Source organism: Streptomyces sp. NPDC047072 (assembly GCF_040643855.1).
Taxonomy (GTDB): domain Bacteria; phylum Actinomycetota; class Actinomycetes; order Streptomycetales; family Streptomycetaceae; genus Streptomyces.
The window spans coordinates 197,202-212,475 of record NZ_JBEYVC010000001.1 but is presented as its reverse complement, the minus strand read 5'-3'; the positions used below and the strand labels follow the sequence as shown (position 1 = coordinate 212,475).

At 71.1% G+C, this 15,274-nt stretch carries 15 protein-coding genes and 2 pseudogenes; 7 read left to right on the top strand and 10 right to left on the bottom strand.

Annotated elements, in window-relative coordinates; genetic code table 11:
- Window positions 1-92, bottom strand: a pseudogene (locus ABZ896_RS00910) (transcriptional regulator); the annotation flags it as partial.
- A 78-nt stretch (window positions 93-170) separates the two neighbouring features.
- On the opposite strand from ABZ896_RS00910, the gene ABZ896_RS00905 reads away from it, so the two are divergent.
- The 3 genes from ABZ896_RS00905 to ABZ896_RS00895 are packed head-to-tail and all read left to right on the top strand — an operon-like array spanning window position 171 to window position 2,777.
- Window positions 171-1,166, top strand: coding sequence for an ATP-binding cassette domain-containing protein (locus ABZ896_RS00905; protein WP_360919735.1), 996 nt, complete (start codon window positions 171-173; stop codon window positions 1,164-1,166).
- 1 nt (window position 1,167) lies between these two features.
- Window positions 1,168-1,971, top strand: coding sequence for an ABC-2 family transporter protein (locus ABZ896_RS00900; RefSeq protein WP_360919732.1), 804 nt, complete (start codon window positions 1,168-1,170; stop codon window positions 1,969-1,971).
- Window positions 1,972-1,976: 5 nt separating this feature from the next.
- Window positions 1,977-2,777: an ABC-2 family transporter protein gene (locus ABZ896_RS00895; protein ID WP_360919729.1), complete on the top strand. Its 801-nt coding sequence runs from the start codon at window positions 1,977-1,979 to the stop codon at window positions 2,775-2,777.
- Here the strand turns inward: ABZ896_RS00895 and ABZ896_RS00890 are convergent.
- The 3 genes from ABZ896_RS00890 to ABZ896_RS00880 are packed head-to-tail and all read right to left on the bottom strand — an operon-like array spanning window position 2,691 to window position 6,689.
- Window positions 2,691-4,439: an amino acid adenylation domain-containing protein gene (locus tag ABZ896_RS00890; protein WP_360919726.1), complete on the bottom strand. Its 1,749-nt coding sequence runs from the start codon at window positions 4,437-4,439 to the stop codon at window positions 2,691-2,693. The genes ABZ896_RS00895 and ABZ896_RS00890 overlap by 87 nt on opposite strands.
- Window positions 4,436-5,689, bottom strand: coding sequence for a radical SAM protein (locus tag ABZ896_RS00885; protein ID WP_360919722.1), 1,254 nt, complete (start codon window positions 5,687-5,689; stop codon window positions 4,436-4,438). The genes ABZ896_RS00890 and ABZ896_RS00885 overlap by 4 nt, the downstream gene beginning before the upstream one ends.
- Window position 5,690: 1 nt before the next feature.
- Window positions 5,691-6,689, bottom strand: a complete 999-nt coding sequence (locus ABZ896_RS00880; RefSeq protein ID WP_360919719.1) for a glycosyltransferase — start codon at window positions 6,687-6,689, stop codon at window positions 5,691-5,693.
- 91 nt (window positions 6,690-6,780) lie between these two features.
- Between ABZ896_RS00880 and ABZ896_RS00875 the strand changes: the two genes are divergently transcribed.
- Entirely contained in the window at window positions 6,781-7,770 is a 990-nt protein-coding gene (locus ABZ896_RS00875) for a glycosyltransferase family 2 protein (RefSeq protein ID WP_360919716.1), read from the top strand.
- A gap of 13 nt (window positions 7,771-7,783) precedes the next feature.
- Here ABZ896_RS00875 and ABZ896_RS00870 read toward each other — a convergent pair whose 3' ends face one another.
- The gene (locus tag ABZ896_RS00870; RefSeq protein ID WP_360919759.1) at window positions 7,784-8,611 is read right to left on the bottom strand and encodes a phytanoyl-CoA dioxygenase family protein; all 828 of its coding nucleotides are present in this window, start codon (window positions 8,609-8,611) and stop codon (window positions 7,784-7,786) included.
- Window positions 8,612-8,812: 201 nt separating this feature from the next.
- Between ABZ896_RS00870 and ABZ896_RS00865 the strand changes: the two genes are divergently transcribed.
- On the top strand, window positions 8,813-9,790 hold the full coding sequence (locus ABZ896_RS00865) for an aminoglycoside phosphotransferase family protein (RefSeq protein ID WP_360919713.1): 978 nt from the start codon (window positions 8,813-8,815) through the stop codon (window positions 9,788-9,790).
- Window positions 9,791-9,797: 7 nt separating this feature from the next.
- Here the strand turns inward: ABZ896_RS00865 and ABZ896_RS00860 are convergent, their stop codons facing one another.
- From ABZ896_RS00860 to ABZ896_RS00845, 4 genes are all read right to left on the bottom strand, one after another.
- On the bottom strand, window positions 9,798-11,177 hold the full coding sequence (locus ABZ896_RS00860; protein ID WP_360919710.1) for a condensation domain-containing protein: 1,380 nt from the start codon (window positions 11,175-11,177) through the stop codon (window positions 9,798-9,800).
- Window positions 11,174-11,446, bottom strand: a complete 273-nt coding sequence (locus ABZ896_RS00855; protein WP_360919707.1) for an acyl carrier protein — start codon at window positions 11,444-11,446, stop codon at window positions 11,174-11,176. The genes ABZ896_RS00860 and ABZ896_RS00855 overlap by 4 nt, the downstream gene beginning before the upstream one ends.
- 133 nt (window positions 11,447-11,579) lie before the next feature.
- Window positions 11,580-12,872 (bottom strand): MFS transporter, encoded by a 1,293-nt coding sequence (locus ABZ896_RS00850; protein ID WP_360919704.1) that lies wholly within the window; start codon window positions 12,870-12,872, stop codon window positions 11,580-11,582.
- Window positions 12,869-13,480: a helix-turn-helix domain-containing protein gene (locus ABZ896_RS00845; RefSeq protein ID WP_360919701.1), complete on the bottom strand. Its 612-nt coding sequence runs from the start codon at window positions 13,478-13,480 to the stop codon at window positions 12,869-12,871. Before ABZ896_RS00845 ends, ABZ896_RS00850 begins: the two co-directional genes overlap by 4 nt.
- 155 nt (window positions 13,481-13,635) lie before the next feature.
- Here ABZ896_RS00845 and ABZ896_RS00840 point away from each other — a divergent pair.
- Together ABZ896_RS00840 and ABZ896_RS00835 are read left to right on the top strand one after the other, a co-directional pair.
- Window positions 13,636-14,127, top strand: a pseudogene (locus ABZ896_RS00840) (TetR-like C-terminal domain-containing protein); the annotation flags it as partial.
- The gene (locus ABZ896_RS00835; RefSeq protein WP_360919698.1) at window positions 14,114-14,896 is read left to right on the top strand and encodes an alpha/beta fold hydrolase; all 783 of its coding nucleotides are present in this window, start codon (window positions 14,114-14,116) and stop codon (window positions 14,894-14,896) included. The pseudogene ABZ896_RS00840 and the gene ABZ896_RS00835, both read left to right, overlap by 14 nt.
- Before the next feature lie 5 nt (window positions 14,897-14,901).
- On the opposite strand, the gene ABZ896_RS00830 is transcribed toward ABZ896_RS00835, so the two are convergent.
- Window positions 14,902-15,270 (bottom strand): VOC family protein, encoded by a 369-nt coding sequence (locus tag ABZ896_RS00830; RefSeq protein WP_360919694.1) that lies wholly within the window; start codon window positions 15,268-15,270, stop codon window positions 14,902-14,904.
- Window positions 15,271-15,274 lie beyond the last annotated feature (4 nt).

Here is a 15,274-nt window from a genome sequence, read left to right as displayed (position 1 = left end):
CCCATGAGCGCCGCGTACATCGGGTTGGCCACGAGCAGCGTCATGGCCGCGTCGGAGACCGCGACCGGGGTGTCGACCAGCCGGTCAAGGAGCACGCACGCGTGCTCGAACTGGACTGACGTCCAAGCCGACCGGCCGCAACTCTTGTTCCCAGCAAGGGAGTTCACAGCGTGACCGGAAGCATCGAGGTACGCGGCCTGTCCCGCACCTTCCACACCACCGTCCGCCGCCCCGGCCTCGCCGGCACGCTGCGGTCCCTGGTCAACCCGGAGCGGGTCGCCAAGCACGCCGTCTCCGACATCACCTTCGACGTGGCCCGGGGCGAACTCCTCGCCCTGCTCGGCCCGAACGGCGCCGGCAAGTCCACCACCATCAAGATGCTCACCGGCATCCTCACGCCCACCTCCGGCGAGGCCCGGGTGGCGGGCGTGGTGCCGTACGAGGAGCGCGAGCGCAACGCCCGTAACATCGGCGCGGTGTTCGGGCAGCGCACCCAGCTGTGGTGGGACCTGCCGGTGCGCGAGTCGTTCTCCATCCTCCGGGACATCTACGAGGTGCCGAAGGCCGAACACGCGGTGCGGCTCAAGGAGTTCGACGAGCTGCTCGACCTGTCGTCCTTCTGGGACACCCGGGTCCGGCACCTCTCGCTGGGCCAGCGGGTGCGCTCCGACCTCGCGGCCGCCCTGCTGCACGACCCGCCGGTCGTCTTCCTCGACGAACCCACCATCGGCATGGACGTGGTCGTCAAGGAGCAGGTCCGGGAGTTCCTGCGCCACCAGGTCGAACAGCGCGGCAGGACCGTCCTGTTGACCACCCACGACATGACCGAGGTCGAGCGACTCGCCGAGCGGGTCGTCCTGATCAACCACGGCCGGCTGGTCCTGGACGGCAGCCTCGACGAGATCCGCCGCAAGTACGGCTCCACCTGGCAGGTCCGGGCGACCCTGGCCGACGCGCACGCCGACGTCGTACCGCTGCCGGGGATCGCCGTACTGAAGCAGGACGGGCCGCAGGTGGTGTTCGGCCCCGACGGACCGGACTCCCCCACGGTGCACCAGGCGTTGAAGGCCGTGATCGAGCGGTACGAGGTGACGGGCGTCGCGATCGACGAGGCCGACCTCGAGGACGTGATGCGCGCCGCCTACGTGCACACCGAGGTGGCTTGAGATGGCGGTCCTGCACGGGTGGCGCGCAGCCCGCGTCACCCCGCTCGGCGAACTGCACGCGCCGCCCCGGATGACCGCCGTACTGGTCCGGCTGACCGTGCAGGTGGTGCTGGTCGCGTCGCTGTGGCACGGGCTGTACGCGCACACGAGCAGTTCCGCCGGGCTCGACGAGAACCAGGCGGTGACCTACGCGGTGATGGCCGTACTCGCCTCCCGGCTGCGGGAGTTGGACCAGTTCGCGGGCCGCGACACGGTGATCCAGCACATGCACTACGGCACCATCGTCTACTGGTACCTGCGCCCGATGCCGCCCCAGCGCTACTACGCGCTGCGCGCGCTCGGCGAGCAGCTGTACGGGTTCGCGTGGGCGCTGGCCGGGTTCCTGGTCTGCCTGGCGGCCGGGGTGGTGGAACCGCCCCGATCGGCGGCCGTGGCGGGGGTGTTCGTGCTGAGCCTGCTGCTGGGCCAGCTGGTCCTGCACTACATCATGCTCGCCACCGACCAGTGGTGCTTCTGGGCGCTGCGCAACAACGCGGCCATTTTGATCATCATCTTCGCGCAGAACCTGCTGTCGGGGGTCTACGCGCCGCTGTGGTTCTTCCCGGACTGGTTCGTGACCATGAGCGCCTTCATGCCCTTCCAGGCCACGCTGAACATCCCGCTGTCCGTCTACATCGGCCGTATCCCGCTGTCGGAGGCGGCCGGACAGCTGGCCGTCCAGGCGCTCTGGGTCGTGGCACTGGGCCTGTTCACCCGTTTCCTGTGGCGGCGGGCCGCCCTCCGTGTCGTCTCCCAGGGAGGCTGAGACCGATGAACTCCCTACGCATCGTCTGGCGCATCACGCGTCTCAACTTCCGTGCCCAGCTGGAGTACCGCGCCGAGTTCCTGCTGAACGTCGCCATCGGAGCGATCTGGCAGGTCTCCGTCATCGTGTTCGCGACGGTCCTGCTGGCCCGGTTCACCGGGATGGGCGGCTGGGACAGCTCCGAGGTCCTGCTGATCCCGGCCAGCCGCATGCTGGCGCACGGACTGTTCGTCCTGGTCCTGGGCCGGCTGCACGGCATCGGCCGGCAGATCCAGGACGGCCGGATCGACATCTATCTGATGCGTCCCATGCCGGTGGAGCGCCAGGTCCAGCTGGCCTGGTTCCCGACCAACGCGATCGGTGATCTCACGGTGGCCGTCGGCCTGATGGCGGGCGCGCTCAGCCGCAGCGAGCTGGACTGGACGGCGGCCCGGATCGGGTACCTGGTCGCGGCGCTCGTCGGCGGGATGCTGCTGGAGGCCGCGCTGTTCATGGTGGTCGCGTCGGCCTCGCTGCGCTTCCCGGCGGCCGACTACTGGGGCAGCTGGCTGGAGCAGCTCTTCGGCACCTTCGGCGGTTACCCGCTCAACGTGCTGCCGAAGGCCGTGGGCGGCTTCCTGACCTACGGCCTTCCGCTCGCGTTCATCGCCTACCTCCCGGTCGCCGTCCTCACCGGACACGTCCACGGCAGCGGTGTGCCCTACTGGCTGGCGGCGTCCTCACCCCTGCTGGGAATCCTCGGGTACCTGCTCTCGCGGGTGCTGTGGCGGTGGAGTCTGCGGCACTACACCGGTGTCAACGGGTGAGGGTGTGCCCAGCGCCCGGTAGTCGACCTTGCCGCTGCGGGTCACCGGCAGGGTCGGCAGGGTCGTCCAGTGCCGGGGCACCATGGCGCGCGGCAGCCGCTGCCCGGCGAAGGCCCGAAGCTCCGGGACGGGGGTGTCCGCCGTCAGGACGACGTGGGCGCTGAGTTCGACGGTGCCGGCCGCTGACCCGGCGGTGACGGCACAGCGGGAGACCGCCGGGTGCTGTTCCACCGCCCGTTCGATCTCGTCGAGTTCGATCCGTACCCCACCCACCTTGACCTGCCGGTCCGTCCGGCCCAGGCAGTGCAGCAGCCCGTTCTCGATCCGCGCCAGGTCCCCGGTGCGGTACAGCCTGCCGGTCGGTGAGCGGGGGTCCAGGGGGTCGCGGAAGAAGGCGGTGCCGTACGGTCCGGCGGGTCCCGCGTATCCGGCGCCCACCGGCAGTCCGCCGACGAACAGTTCGCCGCTCTCGCCGTCCCGGGCCGGGCGCCAGGCGGGACCCTCGGACACCAGGACATGCAGGACGGCGTTGGCGACGGGCAGTCCTACGGGCAGCCTCGCTCCGTCCAGGTCCGCCGCCGTCACGACGTGCTGGGCGACGTCGTCGGAGCACTCGCTCATGCCGTAGGCGTTCATCAGGCGGGCGTCCGGGAGCAGTTCGAGCACCCGGCCGGCCAGCGCGGGGCTCAGTTCCTCACCGGTGGCGATGAGCCAGCGCAGGTCCGGCAACCGGGCGGCGGGCTCGTGCCGTGCCCACTCCTCGACGATCGGCTGGAGCAGGGTCGGCACCAGCTGGACGACGGTCACCCGCATCTCGCGCAGAGCACGCAGCAGAGGTCTCGGAAAGCTCTCGGCACCGGGCGCGACCAGCGCGACGGTGGCGCCCGCCAGCAGGGGGGCGAGCATCTGCCACACGGCGATGACGTGGATGGGGGGTGCGCTGAAGGCGACCACGTCGTCGTCCGTCAGGGCGAGTGTCTCGACCATGTGCCACAGGTGGTTGACCATCCCGGCGTGTGCGACGACCGCGCCCTTGGGCAGGCCGGTGCTGCCGGAGGTGTGCACGATGTACCGCTCCCGCGCGGCCGCGTCGGGGAGAGGTTCGGGTCGCCGGTGGGGCTGGTGGCGGGGCGCGTCCGCAGTGCTGAGGATCTCGGCGCCGGCGTCGGCCGCGGCCTGTGCGGCGTCGGGGGTCAGGGGCTCGGTCCCGGTGACGAGGAGGTGTGCACAGCCGGTGCGGCCGAGGATCCCGCTCAGCCGCTCGGGCGGCCAGCCCGCGTCGACGGGGACGTACACCGCGCCGACGCTCTCCAGCGCCAGGAACGCGGCGACCGTGTCCGCGCACCGCGGTCCGGTGACCGCGACCCGGTCACCGGCCCGGCACCCGTGGGCGACCAGCAGACCCGCCAACCGCCCGCTCAGCTCGTGGAGCCGGCCGTACGACGTGCGCGTGCCCCCGGCGTCGACCAGGGCGGTCGCGGCCGGGTGCCGGCGGGCGTGGACGGCCACGACGTCCGAGACGAGCGGCGCCGCCCGCACCCGGTCCTCGGAATGCCGCAGCGCACGGCGACGCGCTTCCTGTACGGCCTGCGGGGAGACCGGAAGCCCGGGCGGGCCCGGCGCGGTGCCCGGGTCGTCGGTCCTGGACGCGGTGTCCGTCATTCACGGGCCGCCTTCGGGAGGGTGGCCGTCAGCGCGCTGGTCGGGATCAGGACGCCGCCGCCGGTCTCCTCCGGCTTCCAGGGCGCCCAGGGCACGACCTCCGGGTCGCGGCGGAAGGTGACCGCGCGGTGGGTCTCGCTGGTGACGAGTCCGGACGCCCGGTCGGGGTGGACCAGGTGCTCGAACTCGATGTACCGCTGGGCGTAGGTGTAGCGGCACGGCATGTACGTCTCGGGGATGTCCCCGCTCACATGCGCCGCCCGCAGCTCCTGCCAGAGCCGGCCGTTCCAGATCGACTCGAAGCTGCCGTCGGCGAGCGAGCCGAAGGTGTAGTCGCTGTCGCCGCCGATCAGGTGGTCGCAGAAGCCGACCTGCCCGTTGTAGCGGACGTAGGCGTAGCTCCACGGATGCATGCAGGCGGGCCTGCGCACCATGTCGGGGAGGGCGAGGGAGGGATCGGGCGCCGCTCCGACCTGCACCACGACGCCCTCCCGCCGACCGGTCTCGGCCGCCTCCTCGTACGCCTCCTGGGTGCGGCCGAGGTCGTTGCGCAGATGGGCGGGGTCGTCGAGGGCGGTGACGATGGGGTGGATCGACACCAGGGACAGGTCGAGACGGGCGGCGAGCCGGACGATGTCGGCCAGTTCGTCGAGGTTGTCCATGCTGGAGACGACGTTCAGGCAGACGTTGTCGCGGGGTGCCCCGTACCGGTCGCGGCTCTCGACGAGGGTCTCGACGGTGCGGGTGAGCCGGTCGATGGTCCCGCCCGCCCGCAGCTTGGCGAACAGCTCCGGCGAGGCGGCGTCGCAGGAGACGGTGACCATGGCGTGGGCGCGCATCATCAGGTCCCACACCGGGCGCCGGTTGACCTGGCCGTTGGTCACCAGCCGCAGCTGCACCCGGTGCCGGACGGCACGGGCGACGAACTCGCCGAAGCGGGGCAGCATCGTGCTCTCGCCCCAGCCGCGCAGGTCCACCACGTGCGCGGTGGGGAAGAGTTCCTCGGTGAGCCGGTCGAAGACGGCCTCGTCCAGGTTGAGCTTCGGGTCGTACTTCTCGCCGAAGCGGCACATCGGGCAGCGCAGGTTGCAGTTCTGGGTGAGTTCGATGAACAAGGCGAGTGGCCGGCTCTCCAGGACGGTCGCGCCGCTCTGGTACTCGGCGATGTTCCGTGCCTGGTTCGCCCGTCGCCGTTCGGTGAGTTCGAACGGTGCTGCGTCCAAGGTGAGCAGCCGGTCGTCGGACCTCATGTCATTCCCCCTGGGTGGTGGCTACGGGTGTCTGGTCGGACTTGCGCTGCGGGCGGCGCGGCCGGCCCGCGGTGTGGTCGCCGTAGGCCCAGGCGAGGATGGCTCCGAGGTCGCGGAAGCCGTAGCGGTTCCCTGCGGCGAAGTAGGCGAGATAGGTGGTCAGCAGCCGGGCCGCGCGTTCGTCCCCCTGGAGGGCGTGGTGTCCGAGTGCCTCGACCGTGCCGCGCAGGTAGCAGCGTTCCGTCCACTCGGTGGCGGCGGGCGCGAGCCATGAGTCGTGCCGCATGCCGGCCCCCGGCACATGGGCCAGCGCACGGCCGGCGGCCATGAGGGCGTAGCCGAACTCGGTGTCCTCGCCGGAGCCGGCCCCGGTACCGGGGCCGAGGGTCGGCAGGAAGGCGGGCCGGCCGTCGATCAGCAGACTGCGGCGCACCGCCATGTTGTTGGAGGAGCCGACCACGGCCCAGGTGGGGGTGGGTTCGCCGGTGGCGATCCCGGCCTTCCAGGTCGGTGAGGTGACGGCCGGGCACCACAGCGGCTCGCCGTCGGCGCTCTCCGCCTCGCCCCAGGCGGACTCGCCCATCAGCGGCACCTTGTCGGTGAGGACGCGCCCGCCGGGGACCGGCACCGGCTCCACGCTGCCGTAGGCGGCCGCGACCGTGGGCTCCGCCGCCATGGCGGCGGCCAGTTCCCGGGCCCAGGTGGGCTCCGGCAGACAGTCGTCGTCGAAGAACAGCACGACGTCCGTGCGCGCCTCGGCCAGCGCGAGGTTACGGCCGTCGGAGGTGCCGCCGGGACCGCGCAGCACCCGGAGCGGCAAGGGGGCGAGCAGGTCGGCGAGCCGCGTCCGGTCGAGGGACCCGTCGTCGGTGTTGTCCACGACCAGGACCTCCGCGACGGATCCGGTCTCCCCCCTGGCCAGTCCCGACAGGGCCCGGTGCAGAACCGGCCGTCCCACCGAGCAGACGGCCACGGTGACAAGTTCGTTTTCGACGGTCATGTGTGCTCCTTTCGCATCTCAGGACTCTCCCCATTGACGCAGTCGCAGAATTCGTGCCAGCCTGACCCGGTCGGTGAAACTGGGGGTATCAATGCAGCCTGCACTCAGTGTGATAATTCCTTTCTGCAATGTTGAGCGATATCTTGCGGCCTGTCTCGACTCGGTGATGAAGCAGACCTTCGCCGACCTGGAGGTGGTCCTGGTCGACGACGGATCGACGGACCAGAGCCGGGAAATAGCGCAGGACTATGTCGGAAAAGACCCCAGATTCCGTCTCCTCCGGCAGGAGAACCGCGGACCGGGGGCCGCCCGCAACCGTGGTCTGCGGGAGGTGTCGGGCCGGTACCTCGCCTTCGTCGACAGCGACGACCTGCTCGCCGAGGACACGTACGACCAGCTCGTCGGGGTGTTGCGGCGGACGGGTTCCGACCTGGCGTGCGGCGGGGTGCACCGGTTCAACCGCGATCGTTCGTGGCCGTCCCCCCTGCACGCGGGCATTTTCGACGAGCCGCGCGAGCGGACTCACATCACCGAGCGCCGTGAATTACTGGGCGACCGTACCGTCTGGAACAAGGTGTACCGCCGTTCTTTCTGGGAACGCCATGAATTCAGATATCCGGAGCATGTTTTCGAGGACGCATTCGTCACCGTCCCGGCCCATGTCCTCGCGACCGCTGTCGATGTGGTCACCGGTCCTGTCTATTTCTGGCGGCAGCGGGACGACGGACCACCGTCGATAACCCAGCGGTCCCTGGACGCGGACATAATTTCCGGGCGCATGAAACAGGTGCGCATGGTGTCGGGATTCCTGGCGGCCCGCGATCCCGCCCTGAAAAGGGCGTACGACCTCGCCGCCCTGGAGCACGACGTCCTGATCCTGCTCACGGCGCTGCCGGAGGCCGATGAGGTCCGGCGCACGGACATCCTCGCCTTCGCGCGGGCGTTCGTGGCCGGCGTGGACGAGGAGACCTTCGCCGAGTTGGCCGGTGACGACGCCGAGTGCTACCGGCTGCTGCGCGGCGGCCGTCCGGACGACCTGGTCCGGCATCTGAGGAGCCGGCCGGCCGCGGAGTTCCTGTGATCCGGAGTACGCCTCATCCGTCGAACAGCCCGAGGTCGCTCATCCTCGACGCGAACCCGGGCCGCCGCGGCGACAGCCAGTCGGGGTCGTAGTAGGGGAACTCCTCGGTGTCGTAGGGGTGACCCGCGGCGAGGAAGGAGGCGATGTACGACCGTACGGCCGCGACCTGTTCCGGGGAGCCGGGGTCGGCGGCGGCGTAGGACAGGCTCCACTGGTTGCGGTCCCGGCCGAAGAGGCTGGCGTGCCAGAGGTGGACGTCGAAGACCACGACGTCGCCGGGCTCCGTGTCCAGGACCACGCCCGGCCACCGGTCGTCCTCGCGCTGCTCGTCGGAGGCGGGCACCGGGGCCAGGCCGGCCTTGTAGCGGCGCAGTGCCGCGGAGAACTCCGGGTGATGAGAGCCGGGCAGCACCCGCAGGGCGCCGGTCCCGGCGGTGAGCGGCTCCAGATAGCAGACGATCTTGACGGCCCTGAGGTGCGGGTCGGCCGCGTCGTCGTGCCAGCGGGTGGCGTCGCGGTAGCGGATGCCTTTGGGTGGTTTGGGCACGACCGGGCCGCCGAGAAGGCGTTCCCCCAGGTCCAGCAGGTCCCGGTCGGCGACCAGGGCACGGCTGAGCGGGGCGGTGTCGCGCATCAGCGGCAGATAGAAGCCCTCGTGACCGGTGGCCTCGGTGAGCGGCAGGTCGGGCATGCGGTAGGCGGCGGACAGATTGTCCAGGACCTCGCGGCGCAAACGGTCCGTCGTCTCGGCGGAGAAAAAGCGGCGTAACCTCAGAAATCCGTTCGCCCGGAAGAACCCGACCTCCTCGTCGACCAAAGGGCGGCACAGGGCACCCTCCACAGGCCTGACCGTCGTCGCTTCTTCGATTCCCAACTGGCGACCCCCTAGGAACTCATCGTTTTGAGCCACTTCTTATCCTGGCCTATTCCGCATGCATTCGGCAGACGAAAAGACGCCAAAGGACTATGTCGTGAATGTCCCGAATGCTCTGCCGGAATCGACTCCCGTCGCCACTCCACCCTTTATTGATACAGTTCGCCCATGCGTGACGCAGAAAACTATGTGGCCGAGATCTATGGCCTGGGCACCGATCGGTGGACCGCGACGCCGGTCACTCGTGGCGCACTCGGACAGATCTGGAAACTTTCGAAAAACGGCAAAGCCTTTGCGGTGAAGGAAATGCTCTTCGGCTGCGACGAGGAGCAGGTGCGCGCGGAGGCCGCCCTCAGGGACGCCTCCGAGAAGCTCGGAATCGCCTCGCCCCGGCTCCTCGCCAACCGCGACGGCAGTCCGGTGACCCGCCTTCCGCCGCAGCTCGGAGGGTCTTTCATCAAGCTGTACGACTGGGTGGACGGCGGCACGGCCGACCCGCTGAGCCCGGAGGTCCTCGACTGGGTCGGCCGCACCCTTGCCCTGCTCCACCGAGCCGGCGCGGGGGCGGACCAGACACCTGACTCCTGGTACGAGACATGCCCTCGGGACGCCGACTGGGGAGAACTCGTCGACCGTATTCGCGCTTCCGGACTGGAATGGGCGGACTCGCTCGCCGCATTGTCAGGGCCGGCGGCGGAACTGTCCCGGTTCGTGTCGCCCGCCGACCGGAGCACTCTGGTGACCTCACATCTCGATGTGCAGCCCCAGAATGTCCTGATCGGCCGGGACGGCCCGGTCCTCATCGACTGGGACAATGCCGGACCGACGTCCCCGGATCGTGAACTGGCGTGGGTCGTGTGCTCGTGGGCGGGCGCGAAACACGTGAACACGGATTTCGCCCGGCGAATCGTCCGTTCCTATGTGGCGGCCGACGGCCCCGGCGCCATCCGGAGCCTGCACGATTTCTCCATGCTTTTCGCAACCCATCTCAATTACATCCAGGTGCAGGCGGAAGCCGCCGTCGATGCGGAGAAGACGCCGGAGCAGCGCGCTTTCGGGGACCGTGAGGTCCGCGGCCGGCTGGCCGCCCTCCCGGATCTCACCGCGTTGTCCCGACTCGTCGGGGAACTCGCCGACGAGTGGTGACGGAGCGTCATCCGGACGGCAGGAGACCGGTGTCGTGCGCGCACGCGTGGACGGCCCGGTCCTCCAGCTCCCGCAGGAAGCCCTCGATACCGGCGACCGGGATCATCGCGGTGTTGCACCGCAGCAGGACGTTCCATTCCCGCCCCCGCATCCCGACCGACAGATAGAAGTTGAAGTCCTCGCGCCGCATCCCGGTGAACGGGCTGAGGACGGTGTGCCGCAGCAGTCGGCGCGCCTGCTCGGCCGCGGCCTCCGGCGACCCGTCCGCGGCCGGTACCGGGCGCTCGCCCTTGACGTTCACCGCGCAGGACAGATCCGGTGCGAAGCCGTTCTCCCCGGCCGTCTCGGCGAAGGCGGCCGCGAGGGCGGGTGGATCGTACTGCCCGTGGAAGCCCGCACCGGTGACGGTGGCGTGGGTGGCCCGCACCACCTCGCCCAGACTCCGGCCCGCGACGTCCACGGCGACGGGGAATGACTGGGTGAGCGGGCCCGACAGGGCCCGTGCCCGCGTGCTGAACCTGTTGTGCCCGAAGGTGAGGAATCCGGCCCGCGTCCCACCGGTCCGCTCGCACAACAGGACGGCCGCGAGGCCGATGACGAGCGAGGTCGGGCTCACCCGCAGCCGCGCGCACAGGGCCTGGGCCGCCACCGGAAGAGCCCGGGAGCGCATCCGCACCGACTGGTAGGGCACGGGGTCCGGGGTGTGCCGCGCCGGCAGGTGTCCCTCGGCGGGGAAGCGGACCGTGGTGTCCGTCCAGTACCGCACGGACTCCGCGGAGCGGGCGACGCCGTCCGCTCCGGTCTCGTAGCGGACGCGGTCGGCCGGGTGGGTCGCGCGGCACGGCGGGATCTCGGCTCCCGCGGCCGACACCCGCAGGATCTCCTCCAGGTCCTCGGTGAGGTTGTCCAGGCCGTGGTCGTCGGCGGCGAGATGGGAGAGGCACAGGCCGACGCGGCGCGGCCCGGTGCCGTCGGTGACGACGACGGCCCGCACCGAGATCTCGGGAGCGGTGAAGGGCAGGGCGGCCAGGGACTCCAGAGCGCGGGCCGTGGTCTCCTCGACGTCCGCCGGGCCGTCGGCCCGCCACACCTCCGCCTGAAGACCGCCGGCGCGTACGACGACCTGGCGCGGCTCGTCGTGCTCGTCCACGTGGAAGCGCGTCCTGAGGCACTGGTGACGGCCGATCAGGAGCCCGATCGCCCGCAGGGTCCGGGGCAGGCCCAGGCCTTCCGGTACGGCGACCGAAGCCGTCATGTTGAGCTGCTGGACGGCGGGGGCGTTGAGCGCGACGGCCCGCCAGAGCCATTTCTGGGCCCAGGTCAGCGGATGGTTCCCCCCGCCGTCGCCGCCGTACTCGACTAGGCGCAGGTCGGGGCCGCCGGTCACGGGCGGCCCGCCCGGGCCGCCCTGCTGCCGGCGACCAGCGCGGCGACGGCGCGCGGCGACGTGAAGTTCCCGGGCCGGAAGCCGTCCTCGGGGATCTCGGTGTCGAAGGTGTCCTCGACGAAGGCCACCAGGGCCACGATGCCCAGGGAGTCCAGGTAGCCGGACTCGATCAACTCGGTGTCCGGACCGATGTCGGCGTGGTCCGCTCCGAGGCCGTGCAGGTACTCGGTGATCCGTGCGAGGGTCTCGTCGTGCTCGGTTCCCGGCAAGTCCTGGCTCCGTCCGCGTTCGGGGCTCGGAAGCGTGATCAAGGCTGGCATGACCGGTCTAGATCGTCAAGGGGTTCGTCCAAGGACTGTACGAAGGTCGCCGCGCCGCGACTCCCGTCCACGGAAGAGGAGTTCACGCGGCGTCCTCCCGCGTGCGGGGCCCGCGGTGGAGGCGGTCCGAGGCCTCCAGGGACCGGATGCCGGGTATCGAGGACGGCAGCAGCCACAGCACGGACAGCGCCCCGCCGACGGCCACCGTCACGAGCGTCGCGCGCACGCCGAAAGCCGTCGCGAACACGCCCCCGGCGAGCGCCCCGAGAGGGCGGATGCCGTAGTTGACGGTGCTGTAGGCGCCGGTGACGCGGGCGCGCAGCGCGTCCGGAGTGACGGCCGCCTGGAGCGAGTTGAGGGGGACGTCGAACCACATCACACCGAGGCCCACCAGGAAGTACGCGGCACTGAGGAGCCCCGCACCGGCCCACGCGGGCCCACCGGCGACCGCGGCCAGTCCGAAGGGCGCCGGGAACAGCACGGCCCCCACGACGACGGTCCGCCCGATGCCGATCCGCCGCGCCACCCGCGGTGCCGTGAGCGCCCCCACGAGGGAGCCGCTCGCGCCGATGCCGAGGACCAGCCCGATGACCCCCGGGGACAGTCCGAGCTCCCGGTCGGCGAAGAGGACGACCATGCCGGTGCCGGCGAGGAACGTGAAGAAGTTGATGGTCGTCGAGCAGGCGAGCCCTGCCCGCAGCACCGGCTGGCGCAGGACGAAGGCGAGCCCGTCGCGGGCTTCACGCAGGAGGGCGGTGGAGTGGGCGCGCGTTTCCCGGGGCGGCGGCTCGTCCACCGTCACCCGGCTCAGCAGCAGCGCGGAGACCACGAAGGACACCGCGTCCGCGACCACGGCGACCGGTGCGCCGAGCGCCTGTACGAGTCCACCGCCCGCCGCCGGTCCGGCCACGAAGGAGCCCGAACGCGCCGCGCTGAACGCGCTGTTGGCCTCGACGTACCGGGCGCGCGGCACCAGCCGTACGAACAAGGGCGTCCAGGCGCAGCCGGCCACCACCCCCGCGAGGCCGGTCAGCAGCGCCACGGCGTAGAGCTGGGCGAGGGTGACGGTGCCCCACAGATACGCGGCGGGCAGCGACAGCAGCACCGCCGCCCGTACGAGGTCGGTGACGATCAGCAGCCGCCGTTTGCGCGCCCGTCCGTCGACCCACGCCCCCAGCACCAGTCCGAGCAGGTTCGGCGCCCAGGCGAGCGCGGTCAGCCAGGCCACCTGTCCGGCCGTCGCGTCCAGCGCACCGACGGCGATCAGCGGCACCGCCACCTCGGACACCCGGTCGCCGAACTGCGAGACCGCACTGCCCGTCCAGCACCGGACGAACCGCGGATCGCGCCACAGGGAGTCCGGTGCGCGTCTCACACGACCTCGCCGGAGTCGTCGTCGACGTGGTCGGCCGCCTCCGGCAGGGCGTACAGGAGCACCCGCACACCCCGGCTGTCCGGCGGCCGCTCCGCCGCGTCGCGTGTGACGTACGGCGCGAGGAGTTCCTCCATCGCGTCCTTGAGCGCGGCGAGTTCGTCGGCGGAGACCACCACGCGGGTGTTGTTCGCCACCGCCCGGGCGACCCACTCCTGCTCCAGGCTCGACTCGGCCTCGCTCAGCCAGCGCAGCGGCAGGTCGGCGGTGCGGGCGAACATCTCCCCGGCGAGCAGCCGGGCCGCGGCCCGCCCGTCCTCGTCCTCCGGCACCTCGAACCGGAACCCGCGCGCCACGGCCTCCCACCGCCGCGCCCGCCGGTCCGTCCCACCGTCGACGGCGTCCCGCACCAGCCCGAACCCCTCCAGATGCCGCAGATGCCAGCTCGCCACGGACGGCGTCGCCCCGACATACGGCGACAACTGCGTGGCGGTGGCAGGGCCGTACCGCTGAAGCCGCTCCAGAATGGCCAGCCGCACGGGGTGCGCGAGCGCCCGCATGGCCTTCGGGTCAGTGACCTCGAGGTCGCCGAAGCGATTGTCCGACCGCATGATGTGAGAGTGTCCTCTCACATATTCTGACAGTCAACTCTCAGATCTGGCCGCGTCGTTGAAAACCTTTTGGGCCACGGGCCTATGCGAGCTAGGTTGAAACCTAGGAACCCTAGGAAAAGGTGCTCGCCCATGGTCCCCCGCGCCGGCCTCACAAGCGGTTCGGCGTGAAGGACGCGAGTCTGTACGCGCATGTCCGGAGCCTCCAGGACCTGCGGACCCGGATCGCCCTGCTCGCCGGTGGAGAGATGATCGACCGGATCGCCGTCGCCGTGGCGGGCCGCGCCGGGAAGGACGCGCTCGTGGCGTTCGCCGGGGCCTATCGGGCGTACGCCCTGGAGCGGCCGGGGCGGTACGCGGCCACACAGATCCGTATCGACCAGGCTCTCGTCGCCGACACCCCCGCCTTCCACCGCACCGCCGAGATCACCTACGGCATGCTCCGCGCCTACGGCCTCACGGAGCCCGATCTCACCGACGCCGTACGGCTGTTGCGCGCCACCTTCCACGGCTACTGCGCCCTGGAGGCCGGCGGCGGCTTCGGCGCCCCCCGCGACGTACAGAAGTCCTGGGACCGCGCCGTGGACGCCCTGCACGTGGCACTGAAGAACTGGCCCCACGAGGAGACCCCCGATGACCGACTCTGAGCCGCACTACGACATCACCGGCCGTGGTCCCGTCCTGCTGCTGCTCCCGGGCGGTGCCGGGCACCCCATGGGGCTCGGCCCCATGACGGAGGTGCTCGCCGAGCACTTCACCGTGGTCACGTACGACCATCTCGGGCTCGCCCACGGGCGTCTCGGCGAGCCCGTCGAGGACCAGCGGGTCCGGGACTGGAGCGACGGCGCGCGGTGCGTGCTCGACGCGGTCCTGCCGGAGGGCGAGTCGGCGTACGTCCTCGGCTCCAGCTCCGGCGGTGTCGTCGCCCTCGACCTGCTCGCCCGGCACCCCGAGCGGCTGCGGCACGTCGTCGCCCACGAGCCGCCGTGCGTCGGGGTGTTGCCGGACGGGGCACGTCAACTGGCCGCGTTCCGGGAGGTGTACGACGCCTACCGTGCCGCCGGTCCCGCCGCGGCGGGCGCCCGGATGACCGCCGTACTGGAGGAGCGGGAGCCGTACGCTCTCCCGGAGGGCCAACCCCTGTCCAGGGAGGAGGAGTTGGCCAACCCGATGGCGCTGTTCCTCGCGCACGTCCTGCGGAACTTCACCGGCCACGTCCCCGCCGCGGCGCCTGCGCAGGTGCGTCTCACCCTCGCCGCCGGGGCCGACTCACGCGGTCAACTCCTGTACCGCACCGCCGAGTTCCTCGCCAAGTCCCTGCACGGCGACTTCGTCGAGTTCCCCGGCGGGCACCTCGGCATCCTCCAGCACCCGGAGGAGTTCGCCGTACGGCTCAGGGAGACGCTGCTGTCGTAAGGGACTCACTCCCCGCGTTCCGCCGCGCTGCGCTCCACGCAGAACTCGTTGCCCTCCGGGTCCGCGAGGGTGGCCCAGCCCGTGCCGTCGGGGTTGCGGTGGTCCTCGAAGAGGGTCGCTCCGAGGGCGAGGAGGCGCTCGATCTCCTCGTCGCGGGTGCGGTCCTGCGGCTGGATGTCGAAGTGCACGCGGTTCTTGCCGGTCTTCGCCTCGGGGACGGTGATGAACAGCAGGCCCGCGCCCTCGATGAACGCCGCGTCGCCGCCCGGCTCGCCCTCCTCGTGCTGGGGCAGGTCCAGGACCCGGGACCAGAAGTCGGCGAGCGCGTAGGCGTCGGAGCAGTCGATGGTCGTGTGGCGGATGGCGGAAGTCATGGGA

Bases quoted from the DNA above. Each gene is read 5' to 3' on its own strand.
- ABZ896_RS00900 (WP_360919732.1), top strand. From the start codon at position 1,168: ATGGCGGTCCTGCACGGGTGGCGCGCAGCCCGCGTCACCCCGCTCGGC.
- ABZ896_RS00895 (WP_360919729.1), top strand. From the start codon at position 1,977: ATGAACTCCCTACGCATCGTCTGGCGCATCACGCGTCTCAACTTCCGT.
- ABZ896_RS00890 (WP_360919726.1), bottom strand. From the start codon at position 4,439: ATGACGGACACCGCGTCCAGGACCGACGACCCGGGCACCGCGCCGGGC.
- ABZ896_RS00885 (WP_360919722.1), bottom strand. From the start codon at position 5,689: ATGAGGTCCGACGACCGGCTGCTCACCTTGGACGCAGCACCGTTCGAA.
- ABZ896_RS00880 (WP_360919719.1), bottom strand. From the start codon at position 6,689: ATGACCGTCGAAAACGAACTTGTCACCGTGGCCGTCTGCTCGGTGGGA.
- ABZ896_RS00875 (WP_360919716.1), top strand. From the start codon at position 6,781: ATGCAGCCTGCACTCAGTGTGATAATTCCTTTCTGCAATGTTGAGCGA.
- ABZ896_RS00865 (WP_360919713.1), top strand. From the start codon at position 8,813: ATGCGTGACGCAGAAAACTATGTGGCCGAGATCTATGGCCTGGGCACC.
- ABZ896_RS00845 (WP_360919701.1), bottom strand. From the start codon at position 13,480: ATGCGGTCGGACAATCGCTTCGGCGACCTCGAGGTCACTGACCCGAAG.
- ABZ896_RS00835 (WP_360919698.1), top strand. From the start codon at position 14,114: ATGACCGACTCTGAGCCGCACTACGACATCACCGGCCGTGGTCCCGTC.
- ABZ896_RS00830 (WP_360919694.1), bottom strand. From the start codon at position 15,270: ATGACTTCCGCCATCCGCCACACGACCATCGACTGCTCCGACGCCTAC.